At 50.4% G+C, this 12,809-nt stretch carries 13 protein-coding genes; 7 read left to right on the top strand and 6 right to left on the bottom strand.

The window, feature by feature from the left end:
• Positions 1 to 8 precede the first annotated feature (8 nt).
• On the bottom strand, positions 9 to 569 hold the full coding sequence (locus KQX66_RS01650; RefSeq protein WP_281935933.1) for a TetR/AcrR family transcriptional regulator: 561 nt from the start codon (positions 567 to 569) through the stop codon (positions 9 to 11).
• Positions 570 to 837: 268 nt separating this feature from the next.
• Between KQX66_RS01650 and KQX66_RS01645 the strand changes: the two genes are divergently transcribed.
• Positions 838 to 1,800 carry an ABC transporter substrate-binding protein gene (locus KQX66_RS01645; RefSeq protein ID WP_253956837.1) on the top strand — a complete coding sequence of 321 codons (963 nt, stop codon included), beginning with the start codon at positions 838 to 840 and terminating at the stop codon, positions 1,798 to 1,800.
• 200 nt (positions 1,801 to 2,000) lie between these two features.
• Here the strand turns inward: KQX66_RS01645 and KQX66_RS38170 are convergent, their stop codons facing one another.
• Entirely contained in the window at positions 2,001 to 2,255 is a 255-nt protein-coding gene (locus tag KQX66_RS38170; protein WP_438804164.1) for an NUDIX hydrolase, read from the bottom strand.
• A gap of 317 nt (positions 2,256 to 2,572) precedes the next feature.
• Here KQX66_RS38170 and KQX66_RS01635 point away from each other — a divergent pair, with 317 nt between their 5' ends.
• The 3 genes from KQX66_RS01635 to KQX66_RS01625 all read left to right on the top strand — a co-directional run bounded on the left by KQX66_RS01635 (position 2,573) and on the right by KQX66_RS01625 (position 5,286).
• Positions 2,573 to 3,184, top strand: coding sequence for a DUF4304 domain-containing protein (locus KQX66_RS01635; protein ID WP_216788974.1), 612 nt, complete (start codon positions 2,573 to 2,575; stop codon positions 3,182 to 3,184).
• A 256-nt stretch (positions 3,185 to 3,440) separates the two neighbouring features.
• Complete coding sequence (locus tag KQX66_RS01630; protein WP_216788972.1) at positions 3,441 to 4,022, top strand: TetR/AcrR family transcriptional regulator; 582 nt, start codon at positions 3,441 to 3,443, stop codon at positions 4,020 to 4,022.
• 223 nt (positions 4,023 to 4,245) lie between these two features.
• Entirely contained in the window at positions 4,246 to 5,286 is a 1,041-nt protein-coding gene (locus tag KQX66_RS01625; protein ID WP_216788970.1) for an NADH:flavin oxidoreductase, read from the top strand.
• A gap of 86 nt (positions 5,287 to 5,372) precedes the next feature.
• Here the strand turns inward: KQX66_RS01625 and KQX66_RS01620 are convergent, their stop codons facing one another.
• Entirely contained in the window at positions 5,373 to 5,933 is a 561-nt protein-coding gene (locus KQX66_RS01620) for a helix-turn-helix domain-containing protein (RefSeq protein ID WP_025849811.1), read from the bottom strand.
• A gap of 217 nt (positions 5,934 to 6,150) precedes the next feature.
• Between KQX66_RS01620 and tdh the strand changes: the two genes are divergently transcribed.
• Together tdh and KQX66_RS01610 are read left to right on the top strand one after the other, a co-directional pair.
• Positions 6,151 to 7,257 carry an L-threonine 3-dehydrogenase gene (gene tdh / locus KQX66_RS01615; protein ID WP_216788968.1) on the top strand — a complete coding sequence of 369 codons (1,107 nt, stop codon included), beginning with the start codon at positions 6,151 to 6,153 and terminating at the stop codon, positions 7,255 to 7,257.
• Positions 7,229 to 8,407, top strand: a complete 1,179-nt coding sequence (locus KQX66_RS01610; RefSeq protein ID WP_216788966.1) for a glycine C-acetyltransferase — start codon at positions 7,229 to 7,231, stop codon at positions 8,405 to 8,407. The genes tdh and KQX66_RS01610 overlap by 29 nt, the downstream gene beginning before the upstream one ends.
• 67 nt (positions 8,408 to 8,474) lie before the next feature.
• On the opposite strand, the gene KQX66_RS01605 is transcribed toward KQX66_RS01610, so the two are convergent.
• Together KQX66_RS01605 and KQX66_RS01600 are read right to left on the bottom strand one after the other, a co-directional pair.
• Positions 8,475 to 9,512, bottom strand: a complete 1,038-nt coding sequence (locus KQX66_RS01605; RefSeq protein WP_216788964.1) for a glycosyl hydrolase family 18 protein — start codon at positions 9,510 to 9,512, stop codon at positions 8,475 to 8,477.
• 447 nt (positions 9,513 to 9,959) lie between these two features.
• On the bottom strand, positions 9,960 to 10,778 hold the full coding sequence (locus tag KQX66_RS01600; protein WP_216788962.1) for an alkaline phosphatase family protein: 819 nt from the start codon (positions 10,776 to 10,778) through the stop codon (positions 9,960 to 9,962).
• 115 nt (positions 10,779 to 10,893) lie between these two features.
• Here KQX66_RS01600 and KQX66_RS01595 point away from each other — a divergent pair, with 115 nt between their 5' ends.
• Positions 10,894 to 11,553 carry an SMI1/KNR4 family protein gene (locus tag KQX66_RS01595; RefSeq protein ID WP_216788960.1) on the top strand — a complete coding sequence of 220 codons (660 nt, stop codon included), beginning with the start codon at positions 10,894 to 10,896 and terminating at the stop codon, positions 11,551 to 11,553.
• Positions 11,554 to 11,876: 323 nt separating this feature from the next.
• Here KQX66_RS01595 and KQX66_RS01590 read toward each other — a convergent pair whose 3' ends face one another.
• Positions 11,877 to 12,764: a caspase family protein gene (locus KQX66_RS01590; RefSeq protein ID WP_216788958.1), complete on the bottom strand. Its 888-nt coding sequence runs from the start codon at positions 12,762 to 12,764 to the stop codon at positions 11,877 to 11,879.
• Positions 12,765 to 12,809: the final 45 nt, after the last annotated feature.

Genomic DNA, 12,809 nt, shown 5'->3' with positions numbered 1-12,809 from the left:
GCGGTAGCTCATAGAAACTTCCGCATCGAAGCCGACAGCTCGCTGACGACCTTGCCGATCTCCTCGGGAGACAGATGAAATTCCTGCAGCGTCCACTCGATCAGCATCATGTGAAGGAGAGCCGAGAACGATTTCTGCCCGTACAGGCGGTAAATGTCGGACTGCGTGCCGCTTCCGCTTCGGCTTCCGCCGATAAACAGCTCGTCGTGGCAATCGCAGATGCTGCGGAAGATGAGCTGCCGGATTTTGCGGTCCTGGCCCTTGATGTTCAGGATCAGCGACGGGGGAATGTTGTCCTTCCAGGTACGGAACAGCAGCACGAACATCGCTTCCGTATACGGCTGCCCGCCGTCGATATGTTGCCACACGCCGCTCATCAACCGGGTCAAGTAATTCAATAAAATTTCGTCTTTGTCCTGAAAGTTCCGGTAAACCGTTTGGCGCGCAAGTCCTGCTTTATCTGCAATCTCCGTAATGGAGATGAGAGAGTAGGGCTTTTTTTCCATTAATTGAAACAGCGCAGTCTGAATCCATTCCTGCGACCGCAAGGAGAGCTTGCCCGTAGCCACGCCCAAGTGTGACACTTCCTTTCATCTGTCCATTTTCGCCCCTGGGGAGTGCCGAGGTTATTGCATAACCGGACGATTTCGTTTAATGTTACAAGTGTAACACAAGTGACAATTGTAACGCTTGTTTGGTTTATCGGCTTGATCCCGTCGGAACGGGAGTTTTTTCGAGTTTTCATTGATAATAATAATCATTATCGATAAAAGACCACTTGTTGATCGCTGAAAGGGGAAGTTATCGTTGTTGTTCAAGGGATTTGGGGGATTCGGGTTGAAAAAGATTTCCGTACTAGCGGTTGTGTTGGTTCTTGCTTTGGTCGCTGCGGCTTGCGGTGTCGGAGGGACCGGGAAGCCTGAAGCGGGGCAGCAGCCTTCGCAGCAGGAACCGGCGTCTCGCACGATTAAGCACGCTATGGGGGAGACGAAAATCACAGGCACGCCGCAGCGGGTCGTCGTTCTGACGAATCAGGGCACCGAATCGCTGTTGGCGCTCGGCATCAAGCCGGTAGCCGCTGTGAAATCATGGATTGGTGATCCGTGGTTTGAGCATATTAAGGAGCAGATGGCCGACGTGAAGATGATCGGCGACGAAACGCAGCCGAATGTCGAGGTCATTGCGACGCTGAAGCCGGATCTGATTCTCGGGACGAAGGTGCGTCAGGAGAAAATTTACCAGCAGCTGTCCGCCATCGCGCCGACGGTCTTTACGGAAAATCTGGGCGACAGCATGATCGACAACTTCAAGCTGTATGCCGCGGCGCTGAACAAAGAAGCCGAAGGCAAGGCCGTGCTGGACGATTACAACAAAGCGGTCGAGCAGACCAAAGCGCACTTGGGCGACAAGACGAACATGCGCGTGTCGCTGGCCCGCTTCCAGCCCGGCAAGGTTCGCGTCTATTACAAGAACAATTTCGCCGGAATTATTTTGAGCCAGCTTGGCTTTGCTCGTCCGGACGCCCAGAACAAGGACGATTTCTCTGCGGACATTACGCAGGAGCAAATGACCGTGCTCGACGGAGACGTGATGTTCTATTTCGTCTCGGACCGTCAAGGGGACACCGGGGCCAAGAAAACGGCCGAGGAATGGCTGGGCAGCCCGCTCGCGCAAAACATGAACGTCGTCAAAACGAAACGGGCCTTCGTCGTCAACGAGCCGATCTGGAATACGTCCGGCGGCATTATAGCGGCCAAGCTGCTGCTTGAGGACATTCGCAAGCGGTTCGACAGCCTATAGATTTGTGCAGTGCCTTCTAGGGAAACCACCGTCATAGGCACTTTTACTTTATTACTAAATCAAAACTTGCCAAAGATCAGGCAAGTTTTTTGTTTTGGAATAAGCACCTTATAGGGAAGGACCATTATTTTGAGCTCTAAAGAAAACTTGGATAGATAGTCCGCTAATGCTAAGTGTATAAAACACTTAAAATGTTGGTGTTATCCCTTGGTTCGATTAATGTAATCAACAAAAGCCTTCAAAGGTTTTTTATTTGGCGGGAATATATCATCCGGCAGTTCATCAATATTAAACCACTTCAATTCTGTTGTTTCATTGGTTTGTGATAAAAACTCTCCTGAAAAATCTCTGCATACATAAACGATGCCGATCGTATAAACCTCATCTCCGTTTGGATATGTATACAGCCTGTCTTCTCCCGAAAAAACACCTAAAAGCTCAAGATCATTAGCTATTAAACCTGTTTCTTCCCATAACTCTCGTTTTGCGGTTTCTTCAACTTGCCTTATACAGCATAGCTATATCGTAGAAAACAAAACTACTCTTCCAATATCTTATCATTGCCAATCCACAAAACCTATTTCTATTTAACAGATGCATTACATTGAACCGTACCATGAACAATGGTCTTGATCATTACGCTAACGGACAGGATAGTGAGAAAGCTACCGGATAAATGTTATAATATGGACAAAACATATATTCATCTTCGAAAGTCTTAGCAGATACGTATTTGAAACAAAAAATCTATAATAATCTTCTAGGAGGGATCATGTTGCAGCAGATCTTTAGCGATATGATTAAGCAGGACGTAAAGCCGTTCCTTTCCAAGCGTGGCTTCGCAAAGAAGGGTTTGAATTTCAATAAGATAACAGAAAGCCTCATCTACATGTTCAATTTCCAAAAATCCTCAGGCAATTCAGCGGACAATGTAATGTTTTATGTGAACTGCGGTATTTATGCAGCGGAGTTGGCACAGATACAATCGAGAGAGATTCTGACAGCACCCCAAGAAGCGGAGTGTCACTTCAGAGCAAGAATTGGGGAAATTGTTGAGTCTGTTCCAGATCGATTTTCAATCACTCCTGATACGAATATGGATGATTTAAGAAAAACGCTGCTAAGTGGATTAGAAGAGGTTATTCATTTCTATGATACTATGACCAGTGCCAGATCCATTGTTGATTACTATACTTCAGGTCCATTTTTACATCTGGGCGAAGAGAGCTTTCATTTGCTATTACAATCCAATGATGTAACAGCGGCTAAACATTATTTCAAGGCTTTGCAGGAAAAGTATGGAACAGAAAAGCGATGGACCATATTCGAAAATAAATACAAGGCCATCTTCAATAAATACGGAGTGGAATTTGATAAGCTATAAGTCAGCAAAGTGAACTTAAGCGAGAAATGATGTGGTGGCAAAAAAAACTGATGATACCTCACCCGTAACGGTTTCTTTTGGTAGGCGCAAGATAGTCCGCGCACTACGTCAGAGGGGGGGGGGGATTTCCAGAGGCTAACCGGCACGATATTGTTAAACTGACGAGCAGTAAAGCGCGGTGAACGATCTGTGAGTTGTTAGAGGGCACCGGCGAACGATTGTTGACTTCACGGTCAAGAATTGATATCATGGCCCTATGAGCAGACCTAGAGAATTTGATGTCGATCGTGCACTGCACCAGTCTATGGAAGTGTTCTGGACGAAAGGCTTTAAGTCGACTTCCTTTGAGGATTTGACCCGTACGACGCAGGTTAAGAAGCAAAGTTTGTATTGTGTATTTGAAGATAAGCGGGCCTTGTTTTTAAAGGCGCTGGCGCTGTATCGCGAACAGAGTATATCGATGCTGGAAGAGCTGGCATCCCGGGAAATGTCCCCCTTGAAAAAGCTGGAGGCCATACGCGATGCTAAGCTATGTCAAGGCAACGAAACCATTCGTAGAGGATGTCTCGTTGTCAATTCCGCGCTGGAATTCGGAACCGACGACAAGGAAGTAACCCGCGAAATCGAGATGATGTTCGCCAAGGTTAAACAAATACTGGAGAAGATCATCCGCAGCGGTCAGGAGCAGCAGCTCATTACGACCCGCCATACCAGCCACGAGCTTGCCGCTTATGTAAACAACGCTCTTCTCGGCGCGAAAATCATGGAGAGATCAGGTGCTTCCCGAGAGCAGATCGATGCGGTCTTGCGTACGTCTTTTGCGATGCTTGAACGTTGATCTTTTTTTTGCGAAGTTTTTGACTACGTAGTCAATAAAGGATTTGGTTGGTAAACAATGGATGACATAAGGGAGATTGGGGTAGATTAAAGGAGGTGGTTCTCCGGGATTATCCAAGTACATGAGCGAACATCCGAATTCGCTGCTGACTGTAACTCTTTTAACGCTGTTGCCAACATTATTAACATAATTCAATCAAATATAATTTAATTTGGAGGTTGTTATGAGTAATTCTCAATCTGTTCAAGCCTTGTTCGAACCGTTCGTAACCGGAAAAATGACTCTGTCTAATCGTATTGTGATGGCACCAATGACCCGGCAATTTTCCCCGGACGGTGTGCCAGGTTCGGATGTGGCCGCCTATTACCGTCGCAGAGCCGAAAACGGTGTCGGACTTATCGTGACGGAAGGTACGGTAATCAATCATCCGGATGCGTCCAATCAAGGCAACGTACCGCATTTCTATGGCGAAGCTGCATTAAACGGTTGGGCAAACGTAGTGACTGAGGTACACGCGGCGGGCGGACGGATCATACCGCAGATTTGGCATATGGGAGCGCGAGGCCATGTAGGCGATTATTCGGAATCGGAAATCGCCGCACTCGTCCAAGGCTTCGCACAGGCAGCATCCGAAGCCAAGCGGCTAGGCTTCGACGGCATTGAGCTCCACGGTGCGCACGGATATTTGATCGACCAATTCTTCTGGGAGAAAACGAATACGAGAACTGATAGCTATGGCGGCGACATGGTTGCGCGCACCCGCTTTGCAGTAGAGGTTATCGAAGCCTGCCGCCGCGCCGTCGGGCCGGAATTCCCAATCGTGTTTCGTTTCTCGCAATGGAAGGCGAGTGACTACACAGCGAAATTGGCTGAAACGCCGGAGCTACTGAAACAGTTCTTGGCGCCCTTGGTCGACGCGGGCGTCGATATTTTCCACTGCTCCACGCGCCGTTTCTGGGAGCCGGAGTTCGAAGGCTCGGATCTGAATCTTGCCGGATGGACCAAAAAGTTGACGGGGAAACCGACGATTACGGTCGGATCGGTTGGTCTGGACGAGGATTTTATGACTCTCTTTACCGAAGGAAAGGGAGCGAATCATTCGAACATCGACGGGTTAATCGAGAGGCTGGAACGTCAAGAATTTGATCTGGTCGCCGTAGGTCGGGCGTTATTGGTAGACCCTGCTTGGGCAAACAAGATCCGCGAAGGCCGAACAGCCGAACTGGTCCCCTTTACGTCTGAGGCAGTGAAGACACTTTATTAAGTAGCAGAGGTCCTTGCATAACGCAGCAAAAACGGCAATCCGAAGGAGGCGCTGCTTCCCGGATTGCCGTTTTCATTTGCTACGGATCAAGAAGGGTAAAGAATGATGTTATGATACATCGTCTTCTGATCCGTTTTATTCGTATAAATATGGCTTTGGTCCGCCGTAAACCGAAGCGCGTCCCCCACCTTCAGCGTGTACGTCTTCTGCTGGATCGTGATGTCCAGCTCCCCCTGCATCATCAAAATGTACTCTTCGATCCCCTCGTTATGAGGCTCCGAAATGTGAGTACAGTTCGCTTCCATTTCTACCGTATAAATTTCAAAGCGCTTCTGCTGGTCGAACGGAACGAGCGGGAACGCCCGGTACCGGCCCTCTTCCTCCACAAAAGGCTCCAAATTTTCAAATCGGAAATGCGTGACCTTGGCCGGTTCCTCTTCGATCAGAGACGTAAACGAGATGCGCAGCCCGTTGACAATTTTCCAGAGAATCGAGATCGTCGGGTTCGAATCGCCGCGTTCGATTTGTCCGAGCATCGCTTTGCTGACCCCTGTCAGCTCTGCTACCTGGTCGAGGCTCAGTGAGCGGGCCTTGCGGATGGCCTGAAGGCTTTTGCCGATTTTCTTATGAATTTGTTCGTGCTCCATGATATCCTCCCATGCTGCTTTACTCTCTCCATTATAAACGAACGGCGGTCGCGCACAACGGTTCCGTTGGGACTTGCCGGCGGGAAGAAAAAATTTTTTTCCAAGGTGACGCTTTACCCTATGTACAATATCACGTACATATGTATAATATAGTGTAAGTACACCATAGCGCACAATGGTTTATTATATTATACAACATCCGGCGGAGGGATGCACGATGGGAACAACGATGATAGGGCTTGTGAAGGAAAAGCGGGCGTTCGGCGCGGTATTGAAGGAGGTTCCCGTTCCGGAGTGCGGTCCCGATGAAGTGCTGGTCCGGGTGAAAACGACTTCAATCTGCGGTACGGATTTACATATTTACCAATGGGACGCCTGGGCGGAGCAAACGGTGGTCACGCCTAACGTATTCGGCCATGAATTCGCCGGTGTCGTAGAAGCCGTAGGCAGCCGGGTTACGAACGTGAAGCTCGGGGACCGCATCTCGGCGGAAGGGCATATCGTCTGCGGTGTCTGCAAGGCCTGCCGGACCGGCAACGCGCACGTCTGCCCGAATACGAAAAGCTTCGGCATTACGGCGCCGGGCTGCTTCGCGGACTACGCGGTCGTCAAAGCGACCAACGTGATTCACAACGATCCGCAGCTCCCCTTCGAGCTCGCCTGCTTGCAGGACCCGCTGGGTAACGCCGTACAGACGGTGCTTTCCGGCGACATCGTCGGCAAGTCGGTGGCTGTCATCGGCACCGGACCGATCGGCTTGATGGCGGTAGCGGTGGCCAAAGCGTGCGGAGCGGGTACGGTGATGGCTGTGGACGTAAACGCTTACCGTTTGGGACTGGCCCGTACGATGGGAGCGGACGTGACGATTAACAGCAAGGAGACGTCCATGGTACAGGCGATCATGGAGCATACCGGCGGGGAAGGGGCGGAAGTGGTGCTGGAAATGTCCGGTCACCCGGACGCCATCCGCGGAGGTTTCGAAGCGGCGGCTCCGGCGGCCCGAGTCTCGCTGTTGGGCATCCCGACCCGGGAGGTTTCGCTCGACCTGTCGCGGCATATTATTTTTAAGGGAATTCGCGTGGAGGGCATCACCGGACGGCGCATGTACCAGACCTGGTACCAGCTCAAGGGTTTGCTCGACCGGACACGGATCGATCTGAAGCCGCTCATTTCGCACACTTTTACATTGGATCAGTATGAGGAAGCTTTTGCGCTCGCGGCTTCCGGTCAATGCGGCAAAATCGTATTTCACCACGACACGGATACACAATCAACCAATAAGGGGGAGCTCGTTCATGGTCAATTGGAACTCACTGCGGGATGAGTTGGAGCAAGCGAAGCAGGAAGGACGGTATCGTCCGCTTACGGTGTGGGAGAGCCGCTCAGGCACATGGATGACGCTGAACGGCCGCCGGCTGCTGCAGATGTCTTCGAACAACTATTTGGGACTGACCGATCACCCGGACTTGAAGGAAGCGGCCATTCGGGCCATTGAGCAGTACGGCGTCGGCAGCGGCTCGGTGCGCACCATTACGGGCACGCTCGACATTCACGACCGGCTGGAGCAGGAACTGGCCCAGTTTAAAGGGACGGAAGCGGCGCTCGTGTTCCAATCCGGCTTTACGACGAATCAAGGCGTGCTCTCGTCCATTCTCGGTCCGGACGATGTCGTCATCAGCGACGAGCTGAACCATGCGAGCATCATCGACGGCATCCGGCTGACGAAGGCGCACCGGAAAATATTCGCGCACAAAGATATGGACCAACTGGAAGCCGTGCTCAAGGAAAGCGCAGGGTTCAAGAAGCGCGTCGTTGTAACGGACGGAGTGTTCAGCATGGACGGCGACATTGCCCCGCTGCCAAGCATTGTGGAGCTGGCGGAGAAATACGACGCCTTCGTTTACGTCGACGACGCTCATGCGAGCGGCGTGCTGGGCAAGAACGGCAAAGGCTCGACCGACCACTTCGGCCTGCACGGGCGGGTGCACATTCAAGTAGGCACATTGTCCAAGGCTGTCGGCGCGGTCGGGGGCTATGTCGCGTGCGATCAGGTATTGAAGGATTATTTGATTCATAAAGCGCGTCCGTTTCTGTTCAGCACGTCGCAGACGCCTGCGGTGGCGGCTACCTGCCTCGCGGCGATTCAAGTGCTCAAACAAAGTGACGAGCTGATCAAGAAGCTGTGGGCGAACGCCTCGTATTTCCGCTCGAAGGTGCAGTCGCTCGGATTCGATACGGGCGGAAGCGAGACGCCGATCGTCCCGGTCATCGTGGGCGACCCGGCGAAGACGATGCGCTTCTCCGACCTGCTGCTGGAGGAAGGCATCTTCGCGCAAGGTATCGTTTACCCGACGGTAGCCATGGACAAAGGACGGGTGCGGTTTATTGTAACCGCAGGGCATACGCAGGAAGATCTCGATTTTGCGTTGAACGCGCTGGAACGTGCGGGCAAGCAGCTGGGATTGCTGGGATAAAAGGAAAAAAAGAGCAAGCGGCCGTCTCTCGGGGAGAGAAGCGGCCGATTGTTATTTTCAACCCTATTTATTTCAAACCCGCCGAGACGGCTTCCCAGAACCTTTGATCTTCCATTCCCATCGCGTATACCGATACGCCGGCAAGCCAGTAGGTTTTGGTATATTGCGTTTTTTGCTTGATCGATGCCTCGTCTTCATACCAAACGACATGCTTGGAACCGTCCGTATCCGTGTAGTTGAAATACATCGATCCCGTCACGGCGTCCCGTATCGGGGTGGCTTTGGTGGAAGCAAGCAGCTTGGGCATATCCTTCCATTCGATTAATCGATTGCTTTTGTTCGACGGATCGGACAAGTTCCAGTCATTGCCGTACGCCGGAAGCCCCATAAGCACTTTCTCCGAAGGAACGTACGTGATCGCGAAGTGGAGAGAGGCTTCGATCCACGGATTGCTCGCGACCGATCCCGGATCGCTCCATACGCCATGCTCGTCGTAGGTCATCACTTGAATGACGTCGGCGGCCTTGCCCAGCTCCTCAAAATCGAAAGCCCCCGTCCATGAATCCGACGGATCGTCCTCCGACTTGGCGGGAACCGAGACCATGGTCAGGAATCCGTTTGCCTTCATTTTGCCGGCAACCTCTTGAACGAATTTCGTCATCGCCGCGCGATCCTCGGGCAAAACCGCTTCGAAGTCGATGTTAATCCCTTTGTATTTATTTTTTTTCACCAGATTAAGCATATTTTTGATCAGGTTGCTTTTGGCTGTCGGGTTCGTCAGGACATTGTGCGCGATATTGCTGTCCCAATCGTGATCGCGGTAATTGGACACCAAGGCGTAAGGCAGCACCTTCACCGAATTGGCGTAGTTCACGGCTTGCGTCGGCACCTTGCCGATGATATTTCCGTTGATATCGGTATTAAACGTATCTGTGGAAATTTGATTCATGTAACTGTGAAACTTAGGAAAAGCTTCGGTAGAATCCTCCGTATAATAACCGAGAACCGTTGGGGCCGCCGCGTAAGATTTTGTCACGCTGACGGAGAGCGCGGATGCTAACAAAGCCGTGACGGCGAGAGCCTTCAGTGCCTTTCTGTAATTCATATCATTTTCCTCCTTTAGTGTCGTGCTTGATTTGCTGTTCAGATGTAAGGTGTACGCGCTATGCTAAAAATTTATAGCGCATCACCTCCTGTTAAGGTTAAAGACCAACTTTTGTTAAGTCAGTTTCCTTTATTATCCAACGTTTTAATTCTAAAATATATTTCGACTGCGCCCGACGAATAGTTAATATCTTCACGAAAACGACATGTTAAAACATCGAGTGAATATCTATGTTAGAATTTTATAGAGAGAATGGGGCTTTATTCATTGTGGATATGGGGGAGTGGGGGGCATGCAACCGATGATGTATGGGCGGAATGAGCTTTGGCGACGAATTTGTCCCGCTGGCGATTTTCCATGGAATCGATGTGGATTTCCTTGTGATTGAGGGCCCCGAGGCGCGGGTGATCAAACCTGGGGGCCCTTCAAAACGGCATCTTAGCGACATTATTCCACGAAAAGTCCTTGCGGAAGCTTCGCTTCCCACGAGGCGGGAGCTTCGATGCCGAACGCCCGGACGACGACGGCCGCCGTGTCGGTGATCGTCATCGTGCCCGGAAACGAAGCGCCGCGCCCGATGCCCGGACCGACGCAGCCCCAAAAGATCGTCTTGTCCATCGGATGATCGCTGCCGTGGTCCCGCGGATCGGCACCGCCGCCGCCATGGTCGGACACGAGGATGAGCAAGCTGTCATCCAGAAGTCCCGTTTGTTCGAGCGCATCGAGGATAAATCCCGTATGCTCATCCGCTTCTTCGATCGCACGCAGCTGTTCGGGCGTATTGTACCCGTGTCGGTGACCGGCCGCGTCCGGCAAATCCAGTTGAACGTACATCAGCTTCAGTTCAGGGTGCTCCCGGATATATGCGGCTGCGGCCAGCGACAGCTCACGGTCCTTCATCGATACTTTATGGACGCCGATGGACGGTTCGATAATGCCGTCGTTGATCGGGGACCACGCGCTGAATGCGGCCAATACGGCGTCGGGATAGGCCTCGCGCACGACGCGAAAAATCGACGGATACGGCGAGTCGTCCGGGTACGTGTGGCTGCTTGCGGCTTCGTTGGTCAACCCGTGCTTGTCCGGCGCGACGCCGTGCAAAAGCGATCCCCAGCATTGCGCGCTGATCGTCGGCGTTGCCGTCTGGGCATGGAAGTCGAACGTCCCCATCCGGACGAGCCGGTCCAGGTTCTGCGTATTCGCAGACGTTACGAAATTGCCTGCTCCGTCCCAGCCGATAATAATGACACGAGCGATTGGTTTCATGGATGAGCTCTCCCCTTTCGTTACGTTTATCATAATCCTCGTTAGGGGAGAAAGTCAAACTAAATCCAATAAAACGCAACTAAACACACAATTCTTATAGAGAAGAGGAACTCCTTTGAACAACAACGTTTCTATTGCTGCAGCATGGACTTCATTCGTTGGCGCCATGAATCGAAAAGCCGGCCGTTTCGACTGCTATTTAAACGGCCCGGCCTTGCCTGAAGAAATTGCCGACATCGAGCGCCAAATGGGAATGGAGCTGCCTTCGGAACTGAAGCAGCTGTATAGGCTGAATAATGGGCAAAATCACCAGTACGGCGTCGTTTACGCTTTGGATTTTTTGTCAGTCGGGGAGATGTACCGCAGGTGGAGCGAGTGGAAGGAGCTTATCGAATCGGAAGGGGACGAAGGCTTGCGGGAGCTTGGAGAGTTTTGCCAATCCCATCCGGCCGGAGTCATTCGACCCGTCTATGCGGACACCGGATGGATTCCCGTATTTTACGACGGGTCGGGCAACGCCGTCGGCTTCGACATGAACCCCGGCCCGGATGGAACCCCCGGACAGATCATCAATTTCGGAAGAGATGAAGACGACAAATATGTGCTTGCTTCCAGCCTTAGCGAGTTTATTGACATGCTCACCGGCCAGGTGGACAACCTTGAAGTGGAAATCGACGAGGAAGACGAAGACGATGTATTCTTTTCGCTCGACAGTCATGCCATTGACGTGTTTAAAAAATTGGCCCGCAAGAAGCTGAAGGAAGGAAAGGCATAAACTCGTTGAGTTTATGCCTGAGCTTGTTGAGAAAGTGGTCTAAACAAAAATAGAGAAACATACGGAGGTGGGGTATCCGCTGGAGAAGCGATAGCGGCCGCCTTTGTCTTCGGGAAATGTCCACTAGTAAGCGGCTTCCAATCAAATTTCCCGAAGACAAGAGTGGTTGGAAGTGGATACCCCACCCCTTCGTTACCCTATAATCCCGTTTGACCACTTTCTCAACACTCTGAGGCATAAACTCGCTGAGTTTATGCCTTTAGGTTTTGACGGAACTCGCCCTTTCTCCTGGGGGGTCATTTCGAGGCACACAAGAGAACTGTTCATCCATTGGATAAGATAACATTCTCTTTAGCATTTCTATCCACAGGCAATGTGTTGCTTTGTATCGAAAATGGCGATTGATTATCAAAGTCTGGGTTGGATGCTCCTATGTTATATAAATTTGGAGTTTGGATTGGCGGCATTAAACTTTTAATTTTATTATAGAAATCTAGATAGTTGCCTCGAAAATTACCATTATCCCAAACCGCCACTAATTTCTCCGTGAACAAGCCATTGATATCTCCATCTGCCGATGTTTGATTATCCTGGCATCCTGAAATCAGTTTTACTGTACACTGTATATTTGTATTATTAGATGTTGTTTTTTGTTGTTTCATTGTATAGTAAGCTTTGTTCTGGTTAAATGTTTCCGTAGCAATATCCAGTGGTAAGTAACGGTATCTAATTTCTTTTTGCACGTCAAAATTTGTATCTAAAGATAAACCGTATGCACGAGCTCTGGTTACTGTTCCACTATGGCAGGAGTCTGATAAAACAATAACCCGGACATCTTTTTTAAACACATACCATAATTCACTCAATTCATCATCTAATAATTGCCCATCATACAGACACCATGTTTCATCAGTACCATCAGATTCATCATTATTCAAATCAGGAACCTGCCCGCCATGTCCAGAATAAGAAAGGAAAAATATATCCCCGCTTTCTAAAGCTTCGGCTGCTTTTTTTATCTCAGCGGTCACGTTTTTTAAAGTGGCATTTGCAGTTAACAAAGTTGATATGTTGCTATAATTAAGAGCCTGTGAGATCTTCTCCATATCTAAAGCATCTGCTTCACAGGCTTTTAATTTGCCGTCCCAACCTGAGTAATGTTGAGGATCAACAGAGTTCAAGCCTATGTGAAGCGAATAACCTTTAGCCATCCAATTTTTACCTCCTTGATTTTGTTACATATGTCCTGATATATC

This window comes from Paenibacillus oleatilyticus (assembly GCF_018998565.1).
Taxonomy (GTDB): domain Bacteria; phylum Bacillota; class Bacilli; order Paenibacillales; family NBRC-103111; genus Paenibacillus_G; species Paenibacillus_G oleatilyticus.
The sequence above is the reverse complement of the archived record's forward strand: the minus strand, read 5'-3'. Positions and strand labels throughout refer to the sequence as shown.